Here is a 20469-nt window from a genome sequence, read left to right on the forward strand (position 1 = left end):
TGACAAACCTTGACCCAGCGTAATATGCTTTTTTTGACCCATTAGTCAGTATTGTTTTCGACATCAGGTGAAGGTTACAAAAGGATTTATTTCACCGCTCACCAATGTCGCAAAGAACGCCTTGCTTCACTTTTTGTATACATAATTAATGCTGTTTTGTGCTCAATGTTTTGTGTGTACATTGACCCTGTCCGCGGCCCACCGGCCTGAATGCCACTCTGGTTGCGGGCGTTTTTCGCAGCGGTCACGCCAGTCGTGAACCAAGACGTCAAGCACATAATAAGGAAGATAAAAATGCAAAAAGCCAAATGGGTTATTTCCGCAGCTGCACTGGTACTCGCCGCGTCCGCCAACGCCGGTTTCGGTGGCAACCACTCGTACAACAACAGCTACGACAACGGCTACGCCAATGTTGAAGTGAACAAGACCGTATCCGAAGACGGCACCGTGTCTTTCACCAAGACCGTCACCAAGGCCAACGGCGAAACCTATACCTACACCGTTGACAAGCAGGTGACCGAGAACGGTGTAACCATCAACAAGAACGTGAACGGTCAAGAGTACTCCTACAAGAAAAACTTCGGCCGTTAATCAGCCAGTTTGTCAGTGAGTAACGTAAAAGGGTGCTGATTGCAGCACCCTTTTTTCATGGTTAACCGGTAATTCTTACGATGCGCGCGATTCTTTCCCTTCTTCTTTTCACCGCGCCGGCCATGGCGCTGACCTGGAGCACCGACGATCGACAACAGATGTTGGCGTTTCACGGCAAAATTCAGCAGGATTTCGGTGCCCTGGGCTATCAGCAGGGCTACCGGGCCGAATCCTTTGGCGGCGATACTCATGCTTCGCTGGGGCTGTCCGGTGCCGGCCGGCTGAACGAGCAGGTGATCCTGATTGGTGAACTGAGCTGGGATCTGCTCAGCGACTCCCGTTACGGCGACCAAATTTACTCGGATGAAGCCTGGCTGGGTGTGCGTATCAGGAACGAGCTGGAGCTGACCGTCGGGCGCAGCGACAGTCCCTTTAACCAGTTGCGGGATCTGACCGACGTGTTCAATCTGTTTGGCGGTCACGGCTATATGGCGACGTCCACCCTGGACGATCAGATCAAGCTGACCTGGGCCAGTGACGGCTGGGATGTGCGCGCCGGCTATGCCGCTAACGACGCCGACAGGCAGGATGGTAACAGCGGGGTCAAATCCCAGTATGGTGCCTCGGCCGGCTATCAGGCGAACAACGGCCTGGGCATTGTGCTGGCGGCGGAAAACCAGCACCAGGGGGCGCCCAACGGCGATATTCGCGACCTGGCACTGGGCCTGAGTTACCGGACGCCGGGCGGCTTTTATGCGGCACTGACCCGGGGCCGGGCCGATTATCAGGACGTGTGCTGGGTTGGGCCGGGCTGCATCGACCGTTTTCGCTTTGAGTACTGGGAAGGGGTGCTGTCCTACAGCTATAAGCAGCTGGCCCTGGGCCTGGGCTATAACCGGCTGAGCCTGAAGCAGCCCGCTCGCGAGCGTTGGGAAGACAGGGTGATCCTCGCCACCGAATATTATCTGATGCCCAGGGCCAAGGTGTATGCCGAATATATGGTGAACCGCGCCGACAGTGAAGACGATCTCTACGGCGTGGGGCTGCAGTATTACTTCTAAAAGACATAATCGGCTCAGACGTAGGCTGGCAATGAGCGAAGCGAATTCCAACATTGCCGTGGCTGACATGTTGGGATTCGTTCCTCATTCCAAGTTACCGCTTTCTCGAGTATCAGGGAGACTCATTAACCCAAAATAATATGGGGCAGGTAGCGGGACAGATCCTGAGTGATGGGGCTTTCGTCTTCGCGCATGGCGATGCCGGCGGGGGCGTCGTCCACCAGCCAGCTGCCTACCAGCGCATGGCGGCCGCCAAACACCGGCAGCGGGTGCCAGGCCTGAATGATCATGCCTTCCTCACCGTAGGGGCCGTCTACCTCGGCCACCACCTCGCCATGGCGCACGATGCGAATATTGGCCCCTTCCCGGGAAAACAGCGGCTTCTGCACGTATTCGTGCAGTTGTGAACGGGCGGGATCGTCGCCGAAATAGGCGGGTAACAGGTTGGGATGGCCGGGAAACTGCTGCCACAGCAGCGGCAGCAGCGCCTTGTTGGACAGCACCGATTTCCACATGGGCTCCAGCCAGTTGACCCGGCTGGGGGTGAGGTGTTCGGCGTATTGTTCCTGAAACATAAACTCCCAAGGGTAGAGTTTGAACAGCCAGTCGATGGTGTTGTTCTGGCTGTCGGTCAGCCAGCCGCCTTGCCCCAGGCCGATGTCTTCCACAAACACAAAGGCGGTGTCGAGCCCGGCTTCCCGGGCGCAGTCTTCCAGATACTGTACCGTGCCCCTGTCCTCATCCGTGTCCTTGCAGCAGGAGAAATGCAGCCGCTGGCCGGGATGGCCTTTAGCCAGTCGGGCAAAGCGACGCACCAGCCGCTCCTGCAGCAGGTTGAACTGATCCGCGTCCCGCCTGAGCCAGCCCGCATCGACGTTGTCTTCCAGCCACAGCCACTGCCAGAAGGCGGTCTCAAACAGGCTGGTGGGAGTGTCGGCGTTGTTTTCATACAGCTTGGCCGGGCCGCGGCCGTCGTAGGCCAGATCCAGCCGGGAATAGAGGCTGGGATCGCGCCTGTGCCAGGAATCGGCGATGTCCTGCCAGCGAGCCGCCGGCAGGCCGCAGCGGCGCAGCAATCGTTCGTCACGTACCACCCGGTCCACCACCTCCAGGCACATCTGATGCAGCTCTGCAGTGGGGTCTTCCAGGTCCCGCTCTATCTGGGCCAGGGTGAACTGGTAATAGGCGGTCTCGTCCCAGTAGGGCTCGCCATACATGGTGTGAAAGCCAAAGCCCAGTTGCTCTGCCTGGGTGCGCCAGCGGGGGCGTTCCCGGTGACCGACCCGCAGCATCAGCCGCCCCAGCCCCGGGAACGGCTGCCGGAGCGCTTGCTGCTGCTCCAGCTGCTCTTGGCCTGGGCGGTGGAGCCAAAGCCGCCCCGGGAAATGGTGCGGGTGACCTTGGGCTTGGGTTTGAGCACGTCCCGACTGACCGGCATGCGTTTGCCGTAACTGGCCTTGCCCAGCCGGTAGCCGCCGGCCGTGGTCCAGTGGCCGTAGTAGGGAGAGTAGGGGTTGTAGGAGGTATAAACCGGCTGGTGAATATAGCGATCCCGGTCGAGCAGGCGGCCAAACATAAATCCGGCCATGGCGGGCATAAACCAGTTGTTGCCCTGATATTGGTAGGGCACGCAGTTGCCGCCGCCGAAGTCGGCTTCACAGTCGTATTGACGGTCGTATTTGGGGGCGGTGTCGGCAGATTCGACCAGGGCCTGCTGATAGGCGGCCCGGCACTGTTCGGCCAGTTCCGGATTGTCGTTGTGGCAGTCGTCCGGCGACTGATATACCTGCACCTCGGGCTCGTTCTGGCCGCAGGCACTGAGCAGCACCGAGCCGGCCAGGGCGGCGCCCACCGGCTTGCCGATGCGTTGTGTCATGCTGGTCAACAGCTGGCGTCGGGAGCGTTTCATGGGCCCTCCTCAGTAGGTGATACAGGCGGCGTTGATCAGGCCCACGGCCACCGACAGGCCACCGACCACGGCGCCGGCGGAGACCTGGCCGGCGCAGATGCGTTCGGACACGCGAGGCAGAAAGATCAGCCTGACCAGGGCAAAGGCCAGCAGCTGGGCCACCAGCGCCACCACGCCCCAGACCACAAAATCGAGCAGCGACACCGAGTTGGCGGCGGCGCTGGCTATGGCCAGGGAAAATCCGATAACGGCGCCCACCAGGGCAATGGCCGCCGCCAGGTTCTGATTTTCTCGAATCAGCCGCCATTCGTCCCAGGGGGTGATCAGCACATAGAGCCACTTGAACACCAGCAGCATGAGTATGGAAAGGCCGAAATACAGCACAAAGGGGCCTAGGCCCGAAAGAGAAGTCAGCAAGGCGTCCATGGATATCCTTTTATTCCGTTTTGAATATGAAAATCTGTCATTTTTTGCAGGAGTCGTAGGTTGGAATGAGCCTCGGCGAATTCCAACAGGTCACCGCCGCTTTCATGCCGGAATTCGCTTCGCTCATTCCAGCCTACTTTGCTGATCAAGGCCGACAAGCATCAGCTTACAAACCGAAAATCCGTCGGGCTCAGATCGATACCGGTGGCCAGCACCAGGCTGCGTTCGGGGCGAGGGCCGTTGAGCTTTTCCTCGCCGGCCACCATCAGCATTTCGGCGTCGTCGTTGTTCAGGGGGCGCTCATACAGCATCACGAACTGATCGGTGTCGCTGCGGCCACCATTGTGCAGCCAGGTGGTTTCGGTCATGGCAACCGGCCGCGTATTGTCCCAGGCCTTGCTGAAGGCCTGGCCATCCAGATCCCACTCGGGCTGCACCAGCTCTTTCTCCAGCAGGCGGTTCCAGGCGGCGTCGCCGTCCACCGGCCGGGTCTGGTAAAAGTACCAGAGCTTGACCTCGGACACACAGTCGTCGGTGGTGCCGCCGCTCAGCAGCACCTGTACAAAGCCGTCATCGTCGGTGTAAAAGCGCAGCAGCTGGTGGCTTTCATCCAGCATCACCCGGCCCACCGCCTGAATGATTTGGGTGCTGGCGGCACCCTCAAAGGTCACCTGATCTTCCAGCAGCGACAGCCGCAGGGCGTCCAGCTCGACGCCGCCGCCCAGGCGCAGCCCCAGCACTTCCGGGGCCGGCTCGCGCTCGGGCACGGCGGGCTGCATTTTCTTTTTCAGCCAGTCGAACATGTTAGTTGCCCCGTCTGTTTGTTGCCGGTTCGGCTCGTGGCATCGCCGGCGGAGTGTGTTGCTCGGCAGCGCCGGTTATTTGCCAAGAATGCGGGCCAGCTCGTCTTCGGCCCCGGCCGACTGGCTGCCGGTGATGCCGGCGCTCTTCAACTTTTGTTCCAGGGCGTCGCCACTTTCGCTGGCGGCGCGCTCGGCGGCCACGTCCAGCTCGGCCTGACGTTGGGTCTGCTTCTGCTTGATGCGATCCAGGGACTCCACCGCGGTTTTCATGCGCGAGTTGGCGCCGGTGTGGCGGGACGACACCGCCGCCTGGGCCTTTTGCACGCTGTCGGTGGCCCTGACCACATCCAGCTGCTGTTCCAGCTGGCGCAGGCGATTCTTGGCGGTGCCGATATTGTCTTTCAGGGTGTGCTCGGAGGCGGTGAACTGTTCCAGATAGGCGGTTTCGGCGTCCTGCTCGTTTTTCAGCTCGCTCACCCGCTGGGCACATTCCAGCGCCAGGTCGCGGTTTTCCTTGGCCATGGCGGCCCGGGCGTGGCCCTCATATTCGGCAATGCTGGCGCCGATGGCGTCCACCTTTTGCTGGGCCAGCTTGCGCTTGGCCATGATGCCGGTCAGGGCCTCGTCGGAGCGGCGCAGCTCCTGTTTGGCTTCACGAATTTCCTGCTCCAGAATGCGCAGGGCCTGGCTGTCGGCCACGGCTTCGGCGGCTTCGTTGGCACCGCCCTTGATGGCGGTGACCAGTTTTTTCCATACGCTCATGCGCTGACTCCTTGCAGATGATCCTGATAGAGCTCGAGAAAGGCTTCGGTGTTGCGGAACAACGTTTCCACTTCGATGAGCACGCTCTCTTCCTTTGACCCCGACGACAGGGCACCAAAGGCAATGTAGTAGTCGTCGCCGTTGATATGACTGATGCCCACCGTGGTCAGGGGAAACAACTGATGGGTGCGTAATATGGTGTCGTTGAGGGCGGCGGCATGGCTGACGGCGCTGGCGGGAAACAGCAGGGTTTCGGCGATGATTTGCTCGCCGGATACCGCCAGAAAGGCGTCCAGCCCTTCTTCATTGGTTACCAGCAGGGAGTCGTGCTCAAGTGAACAGCGCCAGCCTTGGCGTTTGGCCAGCAAGTCGTGCAGTTGTTCCAGGTTCCAGGACATGGGGTGCTCCGTGTTGTATGGGCCATAACCCAGACAAGATAGAACAAAGATGGTTCCAAAAGCTACACGAATCAGGATGTTGTTTGAGCGCGTTGCGAGGGCAGGGCGCGGCGGCTGTCGGGTTGGCAGACCGTAGCAATGAGACCGGCGAGATCCGAAGGGACCTCGCCGAAGTGGGATCAGGAGGCGCTCTCGCTCACCGTCTTGCCTCGGGGCGCCTCGGTGACGATGCCCTGCTCATAGGCCATGGCGTGGGCCATGCGCGGACCGGTCCAGAGCACCGGCAGCAGCAGCAGCGACACCGGGGCCGCGGTGATCACGATAAAGGACTGTAGCGCATTGATGCCGCCTTCGCCCATGCGCAGCAGCACCGCCGCTACCAGCCCCATGGTCAGGGCCCAGAAAATGCGCTGGCTGGTGCGCGGGGTGTGGTCGCCGCTGATGGCCATGGCGATGGAATAGGCCATGGAGTCACCCGTGGTGGCCACGAAGATCACCGTGAGCACCAGAAACGCGGGCACCATCAGCTCGGCCAGGGGCAGTTGCTGGGTTACCGCCAGCAGGGCCGCGGGCAGGCCGTTTTCCTGCAGCGGGCCCGACACCACGCCGGCGGCGGCCTGCTCGTAGAAGATGCCGGCGCCGCCGATGCTGGAGAACCAGAAGTTGGTGACCAGGGGGGCCATGATGGCCACCGCCATCACCAGCTCACGCAGGGAGCGGCCTCGGGAGATGCGGGCGATAAACAGCGCCATCATGGGGCCGTAACCGATAAACCAGCCCCAGAAGAACAGGGTCCACCAGCCCAGCCAGGCGTCGTCCTGCCGGTTCAGGGCCATGGGCATAAAGTCCTGCAGATACACGCCCATGCCGTTGAGGAAGGCGTCAATGATGAAGTTGCCCGGGCCCGCCAGCAGAATAATGGCCAGCAGCACCACCGCCAGCACCACGTTGGCACTCGACAGCCACTGAATGCCCTTGTCTATGCCGGTAGAGGCCGACAGGGTGTAGATAAGCACCAGGCCGCCCAGAATCGCCAGTTGCAGGCCGTAGCTGTTGTCCCAGCCCAGCAGCGCCTCAAAGCTGAAACCCAGCTGGGTGGCGAGAAAACCGATGGGGCCAATGGTGCCGGCGGCCACGGCGATAATGGAGACCACGTCGGCCAGGGTGCCCAGCCAGTGGCTTTCCACCTTGTCCCCCAGCAGTGGATAGAGCAGGGTGCGTGGGCGCATGGCCAGCCCCTTGTGATAGTGGGCGTACACCACCACGATGGCCGACAGGGTGCCGAGGGCAGCCCAGGCCAGAAAACCCCAGTGCATAAAGCTCTGGGCCAGGGCGGCCGACACCGCCGACACGCCGCTGTCGGCGTCGGCAAACAGCGGCGGTGTGGTCACAAAGTGATACATGGGCTCGGCGGCGGACCAGAATACGCCGCCACCGGCCAGCAGGGTGCACATGATCACCGCCAGCCAGCGAAAGGTGGAGCTGTCGGGGGCCACGGCGCCGCCCAGGCGAATGTCACCGTAGCGGGTCAGGCCCAGCACCAGGGCAATGACCAGGTTGGCCAGCATCCACACCTGCCACAGAGGACCAAATACATCAAGGGTCCAGGCAAAGCCCTGGTTAATCCATTGGGTCATTCGTTGCAGGTCAAAAAAGGCGAGGATCACGAAAAGAAGCAGGAAGCCGCCGCTTAGGCCGGCCACCAGCCTCTGCTCGGTAAAGCTGAGGTTGGAAACTTTCATCAATTCACTTTGTTCAATGCATGAACGCGCCAATTGTACGGAAAAAGCGCTAAAAAGTGAAATTTGATTAGAATGCAAAACAAACGGCCGGCACGCCATTACCGGAATATAACGGCGGAAAAGTGCCGGCTTGATAAGATAATATTCTGTTTTTATAGGGTTTTTATTGGTTTTGTGCAAGCTTACTGCAGTGCTTTTTCCATGTGCACATGCACGATGCCGGCATCAAGAAATTCGTCTCCGTAAGGAGTGAAGCCCAGCTTTCGGTAGAAGCCGGTGGCGTATTTTTGCGCCCCCAGATATACCCGCTCCTGACCCCGGCGAGCGGCTTCGTCCACCAGTGCCTGTACCACCCTGGCGCCCAGTCCCTTGGCGCGGAATTCCTTGCGCACGGCGATGCGACCGATATGGCCGTCGTCCAGCATGCGGCCGGTGGCTGCCCATTCGCCATCAACCTTGATCAGCACATGAAGGGCGTCTTCATCCAGGCCGTCGAACTCCAGCTCCGGACTGATGTGCTGCTCCTGAATAAACACGGCGTTGCGCACGGCGCGAATGGCCGGCTGGTGCTCGTGATCAAAAGAGACGAGTTCAATGTGCATGGCTGACTCCAGGTATTAATTGATAAGGGAAAGACACCATCATGTTATCCGGGTTTGTGCAAGTATGCAGGCTTTGTGCGTAGCCTTTGGCCATATCAGGCCCCGGCCACCTCATTCGGAGTCAGGGCGCGCCACTGGCCCACCGGCACATTCAGCCGAATGTTGCCGATTTGCTCCCGGTGCAGGCCGGTGACCCGGTTGCCGACCGCCGCAAACATGCGCTTGACCTGATGAAAACGGCCTTCGGTAATGGTCAATAACACCTCCCTGGGAGCGATGGACTCCAGCCTGGCCGGCAGGGTGGGGGCGTTTTCTCCCTGTAATTGCAGTCCCTGGGCAAAGCGGTGCGCCACCTGCTCATTCAGCGGATCCCGCAGGCTGACCCGGTATACCTTGTCACATTGCCGCTGAGGGTGAGTGATATTGAACGACCAGCGGCCGTCATCGGTCAGCAGCACCAGGCCGGTGGTGTCGGCATCGAGGCGGCCGACAATATGCAGCTCGTCGGGCTTGTCTATGTTCAGCCCGCGAAACAGCGACGGATAGGCTCCGTCCACGTTGGAGCACAGGGTACCGGCGGGCTTGTGCATCATAAAGTAACGGGAAGGCCGGGGCTTGAGCCGCTGGCCGTCCAGGGTAATGTGGTTGTTTTCATGCACCTGGGCCTCCTCATGGGTGACCGCTGCGCCGTTGACCAGGGCAAGGCCTGCATGAATGGCCCGTCTGGCCTCGGCCCGGCTCAGCTCGGTGCTTTTGCAGATGAATTTATCGAGTCGCATGGCGTTCAGGGTGCTGGCAAAGAGCGCCATTATCGCACGACAGCCACCAAACCTTCAGGTCACGCCGGCGTTATTTGCAGGGCCAGCGTCCGGCACAGGGGAAGCAGGTTGTCATCGGTCAGGCCGGTGATAAAGCGCTCGGGAATGCCCGACAAGCCGCACTGCGCCCCTGCCAGGGCGCCGGTGAGCATGGCGCGGGCCTGATTCTGACCGCCGCCGTTGATGGCGTGCAGCACCGCCGATTCAAAGTCATCATGAAAACGCGCCGCCAGGTAATAGACCGCCGGCAGCACATGATAGCTGGCGCAGGGCATGCCATAGACCAGTGACACCTTCCAGGCCGGTTCAATGCGCACCCCGGGATCCAGGGCGGCCTGGGCCACACAAGAGGGGGTGAGCAGGGCATCAGGGGAAGCAAAGTTGCCGGCCCGGGATGGCTTGGCGCCGGGGGCGGGCGGGTTCAGCCTCTGGGTGGTGACCGCATGAAAGGGCAGCTCGCCGCCGGCAACCAGTGCCATCAGCTTGCCCGAGACTTCCCCGTTCAGGGGCTGGCCCTGCACCAGCTGGCCGAGCACGGCGCCATAGGCCACCGTCATCGCCAGTATGCTGTCGTCACTTTGGGTGATCACCGCATTGGCCGCCACGGTGTGCGCCAGCCGGGCGGGCTGGGTGGCGTAGCGCACCGCCAGCGCCAGGGTGCGTTCAATGGCTTCCGTGGTGTCGGCATGGCCGCCGCAGTCGCTCCAGGGCAGTCGTTGCTCCACCCGCTGGTGCCAGGCATCCCGTATCGACTGGCTGGTGTAGCCGCCGGGGCCATTGCTGGGGCTGCCATCCAGCAGCGGCAGCAGTTGCTGGTCAAGCCGGTGGCAGAAGTTGGTGTGATCGTAGCCGTTGCAGTCCACCAGGGAGCCCAGCAGCAGCTTGAGAATAAAGGCGGGCTGAGTGCCGTCGCCGGCCTGCAGGCCTTCATGATAGCGGCCGGGCAGGGGACTGGTGTAGTCACTGATCCAGTGGCCGTGATCCCGGCGCAGGGCGCCGAGATCGTAATACCAGTGCGGCCCCACGCCCAGCGCCTCACCGATAAAGGCCCCCATCAGGGCACCGGCGGCCCTGTCCTGCAGTGGCGTCATGCTCTCTTCCTCATGATGATGGATCTGTCCTCACTATATGCCATGGCGAGGAATGCCGGGCCGTCCTGGAAGCCACGTCAGCGGAATTGAGTTCAGACCGTGGCGGCCCGTGTTCAGTGGCCGGGCTCGCGCACCCGGGCCAGCAGCACGGCCCCGAGCACGAACAGTACCAGCAGGCTGAGGATGGACAACCGGTTGCTGCCGCTCACCAGCGCCACCACCCCAACCAGCAGGGGGCCCAGCACCGCCGCGAACTTGCCTATCATGTTGAACAGGCCAAAGTAGGCGCCGGCCTGATCGGCGGGGATCAGCCGGGCGTAGAAGGAACGGGACAGCGCCTGAACCCCGCCCTGCACCAGGCCGATGGCGCCGGCCAGCAGGAAGAACTGGCCCTCGGTCTGCATGGCATAGCCGCCGGCGGTGACCAGCGCATAGACCAGCAGCCCCAGATAGATGGCCCGTTTGGTACCGATGTACTCGCTCAGGTAGCCAAAGGCCACGGCGGCGGGAAAGGCGACAAACTGCACCAGCAGCAGGGCGACGATCAGGCTGTTGCTGGCAAAGCCCAGGGCCATGCCGAAGTCCACCGCCATGCGGATGATGGTGTGCACCCCGTCGATATAGAGCCAGTAGGCGATAAGGAAGGTCAGCACCCCCGGGGTCTTGACCGCCCGTCTCAGTATGGCCAGCAGGGCAGCGAAGCCGGTGCCGTCGCTGGCGCTGGCGGGCCTCTCCTTCACCCAGAGGAACAGCGGCAGGGCGAACAGGGTCCACCAGGCAGCCACCATCACGAAGGAGACCTTCACCGCCTGGGTGGCCGAGGTCAGGCCGAACCATTCGGGCTGAGTGGCCATCAGTACGTTGAGTGCAAACAGCAGGCCGCCGCCCAGGTAGCCCAGGGCGTAACCCCAGGCCGAGACCCGGTCGCTCTCTTGCGGAGCGGCCACGTCCACCAGCAGGGCGTCGTAGAAGGTGAGGCCGCCAAAGAAGCCGACGCTGGCGGCGGCGAACAGCAGCGCCGCCAGCAACCACTGGCCCTCGCCGGCCCAGAACAGCCCCAGGGTGGGCAACACGCCGATCAGGGTGAACAGCAGCAGCAGGCGCTTCTTGGCTCCGCGCCGGTCGGCCACCGCCCCCAGCCAGGGGGACATCAGCATCACCAGCAGGCTGGCTGCCGAGCTGAACAGCCCCAGCCAGAAGGTGCTTTGGGCTGCCGCCATCTCTCCGGCCCAGTATTGCTTGAACAGCACCGGAAAAAAGCCGGCCAGCACCGTGGTGGCAAAGGTGGAGTTGGCCCAGTCGTACAGTGCCCAGGACCAGGCGGCACGGTTTTTAAGGGTAAGGGTGGTCATGGCAATGTCCTTGTGCCGAACGCGATGCTCTCACTATAGACAGCACCGCCGGGGTTGTTTTGCTGCAAAAATGAAAACGCGGGCCGAGGCCCGCGTTGGTGTGATGACGGCAATCGCCTTACTTTTTCTTTTGCAGTGCCGCCGCCAGGGCCGCGCCCATGGCGCCTTGCGGAGCCGGTTGCTCCCGGCGGGCCGGGCGCTGTTGGCGCTGGCTCGCGGGTTTGCCGCCCCGGCTGCGATCGTCCCGGCGCGGCGCGCTCTTGCCCTCGGCATGCTCGGCGGCACTCTGATCCAGGCGCATGGTCAGGGCAATGCGGTTACGCTGCAGATCCACCTCCAGCACCTTCACCCGGACGATATCGCCGGCCTTCACCACCTCGCGCGGGTCCTGCACAAAGCGGTCGGTGAGCGCCGAGATATGCACCAGGCCGTCCTGATGCACGCCGACATCCACAAAGGCGCCAAAGTTGGTGACATTGGTCACCACCCCTTCCAGCACCATGTCGGGAATGAGATCTGCGGGCTTTTCCACCCCGTCCATAAAGCGGGCGGTCTTGAACTCGGGGCGGGGGTCCCGGCCTGGTTTGTCCAGCTCCTTGAGGATGTCCTGCACCGTGGGCAGGCCGAAGTGCTCGTCGGTGTAGTCTTTCGGGTTCAGGGTCTTGAGCAGACCGGCGTTGCCCAGCACGTCTTTTACCGGCTGCTTGAGCCGCTCCAGCATACGCTGGACCACGGGGTAGGCTTCCGGGTGCACCGCCGAGGCATCCAGCGGGTTGTTGCCGCCCTGAATGCGCAAAAAGCCGGCGCACTGTTCAAAGGCCTTGGGGCCGAGGCGGGGCACCTTGAGCAGCTGCTTGCGATCCGCAAACACGCCCTGCTCGTCCCGGTAGCTGACGATGTTCTGGGCCAGGGTAGGAGTCAGACCGGATACTCGGGCCAGCAGTGGTGCCGAGGCCATGTTCACGTCCACGCCCACGGCGTTGACGCAGTCTTCCACCACGGCATCCAGGTTGCGGGCCAGCTGGGTCTGGGACACATCGTGCTGATACTGGCCCACACCAATGCTCTTGGGATCAATCTTCACCAGCTCGGCCAGCGGGTCCTGCAACCGACGGGCGATGGAGACGGCCCCGCGCAGAGACACATCGAGATCGGGGAACTCGTTGGCGGCGAGTTCCGAGGCGGAATAGACAGAGGCGCCGGCCTCGCTCACCACCACCTTCTGCAGCTTCAGCTCAGGGCTTTGCTTCATCAGTTGCTCCACCAGCCGTTCGGTCTCCCGGGAGGCGGTGCCATTGCCGATGCTCACCAGGTTGACGCCGTGTTTACGGCACAGCTCCCCCAGCGTGCGCAGGCTCTGCTCCACCTTGTTGTGGGGCTGAAACGGATACACGGTGGCATGCTCGCGCAGCTTGCCGGTGTTATCCACCACCACCACCTTGACCCCGGTGCGAATGCCCGGATCCAGCCCCATGGTGACGCGGGCGCCGGCGGGGGCGGCCATCAGCAGATCCTTGAGGTTCAGGGCAAACACGCGAATGGCCTCTTCTTCGGCCCGCTCCCGGGCCAGGCCCAGCAGCTCGGTTTCCATCTGCAAAGACAGCTTGACCCGCCAGGTCCAGCTGAACACCCCGGCCAGCCACTTGTCGGCGGGCCGGCCCTGGTCCTGCCAGCCGGCGTGGTGGGCAATAATGGCCTCGCAGGGGTGGCGCTCGGCTTCAGTGTCGACCACCAGCCCCAAAGACAACACGCCTTCGTTGCGGCCGCGCAGCATGGCCAGCAGCCGGTGCGACGGCGCCTTGCTGATGGCTTCCTGGTGCTCGAAGTAGTCCTTGAATTTGGCACCATTCTGCTCCTGGCCTTCCACCACGCGGGCCTGCAGCTGGCCGTGCTGTTGCAGGTAAGTGCGCACCGCCTCCAGCAGATCCGCCTGCTCGGCCAGGCGCTCCATCAATATGTATTTGGCGCCGTCCAGGGCGGCCTTGGCATCGGCCACGCCGGCGTCGGAGTTGATAAACTGCTCGGCCAGGGCCTGGGGATCCTGGCTCGGGTCGTCAAACAGGGTGTCGGCCAGGGGCGCCAGGCCGGCTTCAATGGCCATCTGGCCCTTGGTGCGGCGTTTGGGCTTAAAGGGCAGGTAGAGATCTTCCAGCCGGGTCTTGGTGTCGGCGGACAGCAGTTCGGCCTTCAGTTCCGGGCTCAGCTTGCCCTGCTCGTCTACGGACTTGAGGATCACCGCGCGTCTGTCTTCCAGCTCGCGCAGGTAGCCCAGCCGGCTGTCGAGGTTGCGCAGCTGGGTGTCGTCCAGGCCGCCGGTGACTTCCTTGCGGTAACGGGCAATAAAGGGAACCGTGGCGCCCTCGTCGAGCAGGCCCACGGCGGCGTTAACCTGCGCCTGGGCCACGCCCAGTTCCTGCGCCAGAATGTGATTGATATTGGTCATAAATTAATCTTCAAAAGGGGTGTAGCGAATGTGGTTGACGTACCATTCCTTCATGCCGGAAGGCGTGCGGACCTGCACTTCGTCGTCCACCTGCTTGCCGATCAACGCCCGGGCCATGGGCGAGTCGATGGTGATGTGATTGTTTTTGGTGTCGATTTCGTCGGGGCCGACGATGCGGTAACGGGCAATCTCGCCCGCTTCGTTTTCCAGCTCGACCCAGGCGCCAAAAAACACTTTGCCGTCCTGGCGCGGGTCATAATCGATGATTTTCACCGCCTCCAGCCGCTTCATCAGGTAGCGAACTCGGCGGTCGATTTCCCTTAACCGCTTCTTGCCGTAGATGTATTCGGCGTTTTCGCTGCGATCGCCAAGGGCGGCGGCTTCCGACACCGACTGGGTCACGGCAGGGCGTTCCACCTTCCACAGGTGTTTGAGCTCGTCGTCCAGCTTGTGCCAGCCGGCGCGGGTGATCAGATTGGTTTTCATTGAACTGACTCGTGGCTCGACAATGGCGGTTATTGTGCGTCAGAGCAGAGCAAGAGAAAAGGTCGGGGAAGGCTAGGCATGAGGATTCGGGGCGCTGGCAAAGCGTTCTCGCACCAGCTGCATCATGGCCTGGGTCGCAGGGGACAAGGTTGTCTTTTTCCGCCAAATCACCGAAGGCCGCCGCGCAGTGTGGCTGAATCAAGGGGGATCAGCCTGACGCCCGGTGTGGTGGCCAGCCTGGCCATGATGTTTACCGGCATCGCCATGGTGTTGCTTGCGCCCGTGCTGGCCCGGGTGCTGTAACCGACTCTTACCTTGGTTAACTGACAGGCTGGCCGTCGACCTAGGGTTATTCCCAGGCCGGAAAGGGATCGGGTAGCCGTTGCCAGGCGTCGATGCCCTGGTGCATTTCTTCGTCGGTCAGCAGACAGGCATCCAGTTCGCGACACAACCCGGCCTGATCCAGCCCCTGACCGATAAACACCAGTTCCTGCCGACGGTCGCCGTGGGGCTCGATCCAGCTGGCCATAATATGCTCTCGGCTTTCTTCATCCTCGGGCCATTCTTCCTCGGGCACCGCCTGCCAGAACAGGCCGGCACCGCCGTGATAGGCGATGCCCCCGGCCTGGTTCCACTGTCCGGCCAAATCCGGCCGGCTGGCCAGCCAGAAGAAGCCCTTGGAGCGCAGCAACCGGCCCTGTTCCTTGGGGCTGTGCAGAAAATCAAAGAAGCGCTGGGGATGAAAGGGGCGGCGGGCGCGATAGACGAAGCTGCCAATGCCGTACTCTTCGGTTTCCGGTTGGTGCTCGCCACGCAGCTCCTGCAGCCAGCCGGGAGCGCTGGCGGCCCGCTCAAAGTCAAAGCGCTGGGTACCCAGCACCTTGTTCAGTGGCACCTCGCCCTGGCGAATGGGCAGTATTTCCGCTTTCGGATTAAGCCGGCCAAGAATGGCGGTTAGCTCCGCCAGTTGCGCTTCGGTCACCAGATCGGTCTTGCTCACCAGCAGCAGATCGCAGAATTCCACCTGCTCAATCAGCAGGTCGGTTACGCTGCGCTCATCCTCTTCCCCCAGGCTTTCACCCCGCTCGGCCAGGGCCTCGGCGGCCTGAAAGTCGGCCAGAAAGTTGACCGCATCCACCACGGTGACCAGGGTGTCGAGCCGGGCAACGTCATTCAGACGAAGGCCATCCTCTCCCTCAAAGGTAAAGGTCTCCGCCACCGGCATTGGCTCGGAGATGCCGGTGGATTCGATCACCAGGCAGTCGAAGCGGCCTTCGTCGGCCAGCCGACGCACTTCCAGCAGCAGATCCTCACGCAGGGTGCAGCAGATGCAGCCGTTGCTCATTTCCACCAGCCGCTCCTCGGCCCGCTGCAGGCTGACCTGCTGCTGCACGGTGGCGGCGTCAATGTTCACCTCACTCATGTCGTTGACGATCACCGCTACTCGCAGGCCCTGGCGATTGTTGAGAATGTGGTTCAGCACCGTGGTCTTGCCGGCGCCGAGAAAACCGGACAGCACGGTGACGGGAAGGGGGGAACGGCTGGACATGGTGTTTGCTCCGCTTGCTTGCCATGGTTTATGATAATTTTGGTTGTTATAACATAACATAATCTTTTTGACCCGTGTATCAGTAAGGAACTCCGGCCATGAGCATCACCGAACCGACGTTGTCCCATGTCGCCCCTGTCGACGTGCAGGGCGGCGGGCCTGCGATTTTCACTCGTATCTACCAGCCCGACTGCAATCTGGCGGTGTGGCAGCGTTCCCTGCCGGCCGATGTGGAGGGTTATGTTCAGCAGCTGCTGCAGGCGGGTAGCCGCATCAGTGTGCGGGAGCTGCTGCCACCGGACACGGTTGCCGATGCGCTGATCAAACAGTTACCGGACTTTTCGGGCCGCCAGGCCCTGGCCGACGACGTGCAGCAACTGGCGGAGATGTTTGCCTGTTTGTTTGGGCTGAAGCGGGTTGGAGTACGCCTGGCCAGCCTGCAAACCGCCATGTGTCCGCGCTTTCATGTGGACCGGCTGCCCTGTCGGCTGGTGAGCACCTATTCCGGACCGGGTACTCACTGGCTTAATACTCAGCAGCGCGAGCAGCTGCTGGAGCAAAAAGGCCAGGAGCCGGAGCACTGGCAGCAACTGACGATTGGCGATGTGGGGCTGATGAAAGGCGACGGCTGGGAAGGAGAAGAAGGCCGAGGCTTGTGGCATCGTTCACCGCCGGTGCCGACGGGTTACCGTCGCCTGTTTCTGTCGATGGATTTTGCGGATTAAATCTGTGGATTGAGTACCTATGCTCAAATATAAACGCCCTTCAACTGAGTAATGGCCGCGATAAAAGAGATCTCTCATTGATAGTGTTCATGTGAGGAACATCATGGTGTTATCATGGTGCGACAAACTTTGTCTTACCCTGAAGGACGTTCTTCATGAAAAATAAAATGATCTTAGGCATGACCGTTTTGTCGGCTTCTTTGATCAGCGGCTGCGCGACGGAATCATCCCGATCTCTGGCTGTTGAAAAAGTGAACACGTACCAACAGCAATATACGGGTGTTCGTGCTCCTATTTCTGTTGGCAAGTTTGAAAATCGCTCTACTTTTCAGCGTGGCATTTTTTCTGATGGTGTAGATCGCTTAGGTAATCAGGCAACCACCATCCTGGTTACTCATCTTCAGCAAAGTAACCGTTTTAATGTGTTGGATCGAACCAATATGAGGGAAATCCAGGCTGAAGCAGGTATCAAGGGCCAGGCCCAGAAATTAAAAGGTGCCGACTACGTTGTCACTGGCGACGTTACTGAATTTGGCCGCAAAACAGTAGGTGACCACCAATTATTCGGTATTCTTGGTCGAGGTAAATCGCAAGTGGCATATGCCAAGGTCAACCTTAATATCGTCAATGTACAGACATCAGAAGTCGTCTTTTCCTCTCAGGGGGCAGGTGAATACAGTCTGTCTAATCGAGAAATTATTGGGTTTGGTGGTACGGCCGGATATGACTCGACTCTCAATGGAAAGGTACTGGATCTTGCTATTCGTGAGGCGGTGAACAACTTGGTGACTGGCATTGATCGTGGTCAATGGAACCCGGTTCTTTAATAACAGATGTCAAGGAAGATTAAATGAAAACAATCCATTCTTTGTCATTGATGGTTGTCACAGCTCTGCTTGCTGGCTGCGCCGGCCCAAAGACCCTTTATCACTGGGATGGTTACCAGTCTTCCGTGTACCAGCATTATCAGGAAGATGGCAGTGATATGGACGAGCAGGTGGCAGTGCTTGAAGAAAGCATTGAGGAGGCGAAGGCAAAGGACCGTATTGTAGCTCCGGGGCTGCATGCCCATCTGGGGTTACTATATGCCAACAGTGGCCGAGGTCAGCAAGCCATGGAGCAGTTCGAGCTGGAAAAACAGCTGTTTCCCGAGTCGGCCGATTTCATGAATTTTCTGCTCAAACAGAAGAATAGGGACGAAGTGAAATGAAGCGGGTATTTTTTCCATTACTTTGGATACTGGGTGGGCTGTTGTCAGGATGTGTAACACCCGAACCTTATGATTACTCTGCATTCAGGGAAGCCAAGCCAACGTCAATTTTAGTGCTGCCGCCGACGAATCAGTCCCCAGATGTCAAGGCAAGCTACAGCATGCTTTCACAGGTAACTTACCCATTGGCCGAGTCTGGTTATTATGTTTTTCCTGTAGCTGTGGTGGATGAAACCTTTCGTCAGAATGGATTGGCAAACCCGGAAGAAATTCATAATGTTCCCCTGAATAAGTTGCATGAAATATTTGGTGCAGATGCGGTGCTGTATATCGACGTAGAAGAGTACGGTACCAGTTATCAAATTATCAGCAGCGACACTCGGGTGACGGCAAATGCCGAACTCATTGATGCGAAAACCGGTACCAAACTGTGGTCAGGTCGGGCTACTGCATCCAGCACTGAACAGAACACTAATTCGGGTGGCTTGATTGGTATGTTGGTGCAGGCGGCAATTGAACAAATTGCCCACACCCTTACCGATAAAGGTCATGAAATCTCTGGAATTACCAGTGCGAGACTGCTGTCGGCAGGCATGCCTAATGGAATCCTGTTCGGGCCGCGTGCACTTCACCCCGCATATTGATACCAAGAAATGCCGCATCATATGATGCGGCTTTTTTAAACGCCCATCCTTTACATCCCTGCCCCTCGCCTTACAATGCCTTGCTTTGTGTCGAAAATGGAGACAAAGCCTATGCAGTTTTCTCATTGTGCATGGCCGGGCGGCATCAGCCTGGCGGCGCGGCCGCTGTTATGTGTGGCCACCGGTGAATACAGCGAGAAGGGGTGGTTTACCTGATGTCTGCTCCTTGCCAGCGCCGGCGGGTGGCCGCCGATACCTACCCCCTGTTCAAACACCTCAAATACGCCTTTGTCCGCGAGGCCAGTCACCTCAAGCGTGGCCACTGGACCCTCAATCACCTGCTGGACTACACCCGTCTGCGTGACGAATTTTCCGATTACCCCTGGTTGCTGCCCGAATGGCTCGACCGGCTCTCCCTTGATCTGATGGACTGGCACCACCCCGCGCATCAGCCCCTGTTTGAGCACTTTCGTCATCGTGCCCTGCATGAGCACGAAGACGTGTATGCCCCCAGGCCGCTGTTTTGGGGAGAAAGCCAGCCCGAGCAGCAAGGGGTCAACGCGGCCCCGCGCATTTACGACTACGGCATGCACTATCGCTGCAATGTGGCGCTGCTGGACCACGAAGCCGACACCCCCCGTATGGTGGGAAACTGGGTGCTGAGCTTTGCCGTGGAGATTCCTGAAGCGCGCCCTGCGCCGGCGCTGGAAATGACCCTCAACAGCCTATATGTACTGCCGGAATGGCAGGGTTACGGCGTGGGCTCGGCGGTCAACCGAGTGGTGACCGAGCTGGTGTGCCGCGTGTTGTCGGCTCCGCTGGCCAAGGCACTGCCCGATGAACTGCCGGCACCGCCGGCAATGCAGTTCGACGCCGACTACACCAGCCGCAACGGTCAGCGCATGGGTCGGCAAATTGCCCGCCGGCTGGCTCCCCTGGCGCGCCATCATGGCCTGCTCTATTACGACAGCAGCCGATTCTGCCATCAGGGCACCGCTCGCAACCCGGTGTAATCGCTCAGTCGAAGTCTACCTGCGTGAAATGCGGATTGGGCTGCGCCGCCGTCATGTGCGTCAGGCTGGCCAGGGGCAGCAGTCGCTCGCCGTCACCCACGGCGAGTTTAATGCATTCCGCCCGCGCCTCATTGCGGGCGGTATCGAGGGCGGTGCCGCTGATGACTTCCCCCGACACCAGGGTCAGCGTAATCGCATAATGGTACAGGCAGGCGATTTCGATATAGTCGTATTGATCACAGCTCAGCATGTGCTTCCCCTCATTCCTAGCGGTGTTTTACGCCAGATGGTCCAGTGGCAAGGCGGTGTCGTGCTTGATGCGCCTGAGCACAAAGCTGGAGCGCACGCCGGTTACGCCGTCGAGCCGGGTCAGCTTGCCCAGCAGAAACTGCTGATAATGCTCCATATCGCGCACGATCACCTTGAGCTGGTAATCCGCCTCGGTGCCGGTGATCAGATCACATTCCAGCACTTCGGGAAAGCCGAGCACGGCGGCGTCAAAGGCTTCAAACCGCTCCGGCGTGTGCCGGTCGAGGGAAATATGAATATAGGCCTGCAGGGTCAGCCCCAGTCGAGTGGCGTCGAGCAGGGTGACGTGATCGGCGATCAGCCCGGCGTCTTCCAGCGCCTTGACCCGGCGCGAACAGGGCGACGGCGACAGCCCCACCCGCTCGGCCAGCTCCAGATTGCTGATGCGGCCATGACGCTGCATCAGATCGAGAATACGCCTGTCGGTGCGATCCAGTTGTATCAGTTTGCTCATACTCATGCCCAAAAACAATAACTAACTAGTTGTTAGTTTATATGGGGTGAATGATTGCGAAAAGAATGATTTTAAAAGGTG

General features: G+C 60.4%; 23 protein-coding genes. 7 read left to right on the forward strand and 16 right to left on the reverse strand.

What is annotated here, in order from left to right; translation table 11 throughout:
• Positions 1-294: 294 nt before the first annotated feature.
• Positions 295-591: a hypothetical protein gene (locus OJHNALOF_RS02100; RefSeq protein ID WP_094201170.1), complete on the forward strand. Its 297-nt coding sequence runs from the start codon at positions 295-297 to the stop codon at positions 589-591.
• Between the two features lie 80 nt (positions 592-671).
• The gene (locus tag OJHNALOF_RS02105; RefSeq protein ID WP_165661011.1) at positions 672-1652 is read left to right on the forward strand and encodes a porin; all 981 of its coding nucleotides are present in this window, start codon (positions 672-674) and stop codon (positions 1650-1652) included.
• 125 nt (positions 1653-1777) lie between these two features.
• Here OJHNALOF_RS02105 and OJHNALOF_RS02110 read toward each other — a convergent pair whose 3' ends face one another.
• From OJHNALOF_RS02110 to zigA, 14 genes are all read right to left on the reverse strand, one after another.
• Complete coding sequence (locus tag OJHNALOF_RS02110) at positions 1778-2944, reverse strand: glutathionylspermidine synthase family protein (protein ID WP_165661012.1); 1167 nt, start codon at positions 2942-2944, stop codon at positions 1778-1780.
• Positions 2944-3561, reverse strand: a complete 618-nt coding sequence (locus OJHNALOF_RS02115) for a DUF1190 domain-containing protein (RefSeq protein ID WP_165661013.1) — start codon at positions 3559-3561, stop codon at positions 2944-2946. Before OJHNALOF_RS02115 ends, OJHNALOF_RS02110 begins: the two co-directional genes overlap by 1 nt.
• 9 nt (positions 3562-3570) lie before the next feature.
• The gene (locus tag OJHNALOF_RS02120; protein WP_094201166.1) at positions 3571-3987 is read right to left on the reverse strand and encodes a DUF350 domain-containing protein; all 417 of its coding nucleotides are present in this window, start codon (positions 3985-3987) and stop codon (positions 3571-3573) included.
• Positions 3988-4148: 161 nt separating this feature from the next.
• Entirely contained in the window at positions 4149-4790 is a 642-nt protein-coding gene (locus OJHNALOF_RS02125; protein ID WP_165661014.1) for a YjfK family protein, read from the reverse strand.
• Positions 4791-4865: 75 nt separating this feature from the next.
• Positions 4866-5552 carry a PspA/IM30 family protein gene (locus tag OJHNALOF_RS02130; protein ID WP_165661015.1) on the reverse strand — a complete coding sequence of 229 codons (687 nt, stop codon included), beginning with the start codon at positions 5550-5552 and terminating at the stop codon, positions 4866-4868.
• Positions 5549-5950 carry a DUF2170 family protein gene (locus OJHNALOF_RS02135; RefSeq protein ID WP_165661016.1) on the reverse strand — a complete coding sequence of 134 codons (402 nt, stop codon included), beginning with the start codon at positions 5948-5950 and terminating at the stop codon, positions 5549-5551. Before OJHNALOF_RS02135 ends, OJHNALOF_RS02130 begins: the two co-directional genes overlap by 4 nt.
• Before the next feature lie 179 nt (positions 5951-6129).
• Positions 6130-7692 (reverse strand): BCCT family transporter, encoded by a 1563-nt coding sequence (locus OJHNALOF_RS02140; RefSeq protein WP_165661017.1) that lies wholly within the window; start codon positions 7690-7692, stop codon positions 6130-6132.
• Between the two features lie 182 nt (positions 7693-7874).
• Positions 7875-8294: a GNAT family N-acetyltransferase gene (locus OJHNALOF_RS02145; RefSeq protein ID WP_094201161.1), complete on the reverse strand. Its 420-nt coding sequence runs from the start codon at positions 8292-8294 to the stop codon at positions 7875-7877.
• Positions 8295-8389: 95 nt separating this feature from the next.
• Positions 8390-9103, reverse strand: coding sequence for a pseudouridine synthase (locus OJHNALOF_RS02150; RefSeq protein WP_240919619.1), 714 nt, complete (start codon positions 9101-9103; stop codon positions 8390-8392).
• Positions 9104-9132: 29 nt separating this feature from the next.
• Positions 9133-10203, reverse strand: a complete 1071-nt coding sequence (locus OJHNALOF_RS02155) for an ADP-ribosylglycohydrolase family protein (RefSeq protein ID WP_165661018.1) — start codon at positions 10201-10203, stop codon at positions 9133-9135.
• A 113-nt stretch (positions 10204-10316) separates the two neighbouring features.
• Positions 10317-11555, reverse strand: a complete 1239-nt coding sequence (locus tag OJHNALOF_RS02160; RefSeq protein ID WP_165661019.1) for an MFS transporter — start codon at positions 11553-11555, stop codon at positions 10317-10319.
• 118 nt (positions 11556-11673) lie between these two features.
• Complete coding sequence (locus OJHNALOF_RS02165; protein ID WP_165661020.1) at positions 11674-13998, reverse strand: Tex family protein; 2325 nt, start codon at positions 13996-13998, stop codon at positions 11674-11676.
• 3 nt (positions 13999-14001) lie between these two features.
• Entirely contained in the window at positions 14002-14484 is a 483-nt protein-coding gene (greB, locus tag OJHNALOF_RS02170) for a transcription elongation factor GreB (protein ID WP_094201157.1), read from the reverse strand.
• 349 nt (positions 14485-14833) lie between these two features.
• Positions 14834-16033, reverse strand: coding sequence for a zinc metallochaperone GTPase ZigA (gene zigA / locus OJHNALOF_RS02175; RefSeq protein WP_165661021.1), 1200 nt, complete (start codon positions 16031-16033; stop codon positions 14834-14836).
• A gap of 98 nt (positions 16034-16131) precedes the next feature.
• On the opposite strand from zigA, the gene OJHNALOF_RS02180 reads away from it, so the two are divergent.
• From OJHNALOF_RS02180 to OJHNALOF_RS02200, 5 genes are all read left to right on the forward strand, one after another.
• Positions 16132-16758, forward strand: a complete 627-nt coding sequence (locus tag OJHNALOF_RS02180; protein ID WP_165661022.1) for a DUF1826 domain-containing protein — start codon at positions 16132-16134, stop codon at positions 16756-16758.
• 155 nt (positions 16759-16913) lie between these two features.
• Positions 16914-17585 (forward strand): CsgG/HfaB family protein, encoded by a 672-nt coding sequence (locus OJHNALOF_RS02185; protein WP_165661023.1) that lies wholly within the window; start codon positions 16914-16916, stop codon positions 17583-17585.
• A gap of 23 nt (positions 17586-17608) precedes the next feature.
• Positions 17609-17968, forward strand: coding sequence for a DUF4810 domain-containing protein (locus OJHNALOF_RS02190; protein WP_165661024.1), 360 nt, complete (start codon positions 17609-17611; stop codon positions 17966-17968).
• Positions 17965-18612, forward strand: coding sequence for a DUF799 domain-containing protein (locus OJHNALOF_RS02195; protein WP_165661025.1), 648 nt, complete (start codon positions 17965-17967; stop codon positions 18610-18612). The genes OJHNALOF_RS02190 and OJHNALOF_RS02195 overlap by 4 nt, the downstream gene beginning before the upstream one ends.
• A 215-nt stretch (positions 18613-18827) precedes the next feature.
• A complete protein-coding gene (locus OJHNALOF_RS02200; protein ID WP_094201152.1) occupies positions 18828-19625 on the forward strand; it encodes a hypothetical protein in 798 nt (265 codons plus the stop codon).
• A gap of 4 nt (positions 19626-19629) precedes the next feature.
• On the opposite strand, the gene OJHNALOF_RS02205 is transcribed toward OJHNALOF_RS02200, so the two are convergent.
• Together OJHNALOF_RS02205 and OJHNALOF_RS02210 are read right to left on the reverse strand one after the other, a co-directional pair.
• Positions 19630-19875: a Rho-binding antiterminator gene (locus OJHNALOF_RS02205; protein WP_165661026.1), complete on the reverse strand. Its 246-nt coding sequence runs from the start codon at positions 19873-19875 to the stop codon at positions 19630-19632.
• A 27-nt stretch (positions 19876-19902) separates the two neighbouring features.
• Entirely contained in the window at positions 19903-20379 is a 477-nt protein-coding gene (locus tag OJHNALOF_RS02210; RefSeq protein ID WP_206063539.1) for an Lrp/AsnC family transcriptional regulator, read from the reverse strand.
• Positions 20380-20469: the final 90 nt, after the last annotated feature.

This window comes from Oceanimonas sp. MB9, assembly GCF_011319775.1.
Taxonomy (GTDB): Bacteria; Pseudomonadota; Gammaproteobacteria; order Enterobacterales; family Aeromonadaceae; genus Oceanimonas; species Oceanimonas doudoroffii.

Excerpts from the sequence above, each read along its gene's own strand:
- OJHNALOF_RS02100 (WP_094201170.1), top strand. The coding sequence starts at position 295 with ATGCAAAAAGCCAAATGGGTTATTTCCGCAGCTGCACTGGTACTCGCC.
- OJHNALOF_RS02105 (WP_165661011.1), top strand. The coding sequence starts at position 672 with ATGCGCGCGATTCTTTCCCTTCTTCTTTTCACCGCGCCGGCCATGGCG.
- OJHNALOF_RS02110 (WP_165661012.1), bottom strand. The coding sequence starts at position 2,944 with ATGCTGCGGGTCGGTCACCGGGAACGCCCCCGCTGGCGCACCCAGGCA.
- OJHNALOF_RS02115 (WP_165661013.1), bottom strand. The coding sequence starts at position 3,561 with ATGAAACGCTCCCGACGCCAGCTGTTGACCAGCATGACACAACGCATC.
- OJHNALOF_RS02120 (WP_094201166.1), bottom strand. The coding sequence starts at position 3,987 with ATGGACGCCTTGCTGACTTCTCTTTCGGGCCTAGGCCCCTTTGTGCTG.
- OJHNALOF_RS02125 (WP_165661014.1), bottom strand. The coding sequence starts at position 4,790 with ATGTTCGACTGGCTGAAAAAGAAAATGCAGCCCGCCGTGCCCGAGCGC.
- OJHNALOF_RS02130 (WP_165661015.1), bottom strand. The coding sequence starts at position 5,552 with ATGAGCGTATGGAAAAAACTGGTCACCGCCATCAAGGGCGGTGCCAAC.
- OJHNALOF_RS02135 (WP_165661016.1), bottom strand. The coding sequence starts at position 5,950 with ATGTCCTGGAACCTGGAACAACTGCACGACTTGCTGGCCAAACGCCAA.
- OJHNALOF_RS02140 (WP_165661017.1), bottom strand. The coding sequence starts at position 7,692 with ATGAAAGTTTCCAACCTCAGCTTTACCGAGCAGAGGCTGGTGGCCGGC.
- OJHNALOF_RS02145 (WP_094201161.1), bottom strand. The coding sequence starts at position 8,294 with ATGCACATTGAACTCGTCTCTTTTGATCACGAGCACCAGCCGGCCATT.
- OJHNALOF_RS02150 (WP_240919619.1), bottom strand. The coding sequence starts at position 9,103 with ATGGCGCTCTTTGCCAGCACCCTGAACGCCATGCGACTCGATAAATTC.
- OJHNALOF_RS02155 (WP_165661018.1), bottom strand. The coding sequence starts at position 10,203 with ATGACGCCACTGCAGGACAGGGCCGCCGGTGCCCTGATGGGGGCCTTT.
- OJHNALOF_RS02160 (WP_165661019.1), bottom strand. The coding sequence starts at position 11,555 with ATGACCACCCTTACCCTTAAAAACCGTGCCGCCTGGTCCTGGGCACTG.
- OJHNALOF_RS02165 (WP_165661020.1), bottom strand. The coding sequence starts at position 13,998 with ATGACCAATATCAATCACATTCTGGCGCAGGAACTGGGCGTGGCCCAG.
- greB (WP_094201157.1), bottom strand. The coding sequence starts at position 14,484 with ATGAAAACCAATCTGATCACCCGCGCCGGCTGGCACAAGCTGGACGAC.
- zigA (WP_165661021.1), bottom strand. The coding sequence starts at position 16,033 with ATGTCCAGCCGTTCCCCCCTTCCCGTCACCGTGCTGTCCGGTTTTCTC.
- OJHNALOF_RS02180 (WP_165661022.1), top strand. The coding sequence starts at position 16,132 with ATGAGCATCACCGAACCGACGTTGTCCCATGTCGCCCCTGTCGACGTG.
- OJHNALOF_RS02185 (WP_165661023.1), top strand. The coding sequence starts at position 16,914 with ATGAAAAATAAAATGATCTTAGGCATGACCGTTTTGTCGGCTTCTTTG.
- OJHNALOF_RS02190 (WP_165661024.1), top strand. The coding sequence starts at position 17,609 with ATGAAAACAATCCATTCTTTGTCATTGATGGTTGTCACAGCTCTGCTT.
- OJHNALOF_RS02195 (WP_165661025.1), top strand. The coding sequence starts at position 17,965 with ATGAAGCGGGTATTTTTTCCATTACTTTGGATACTGGGTGGGCTGTTG.
- OJHNALOF_RS02200 (WP_094201152.1), top strand. The coding sequence starts at position 18,828 with ATGTCTGCTCCTTGCCAGCGCCGGCGGGTGGCCGCCGATACCTACCCC.
- OJHNALOF_RS02205 (WP_165661026.1), bottom strand. The coding sequence starts at position 19,875 with ATGCTGAGCTGTGATCAATACGACTATATCGAAATCGCCTGCCTGTAC.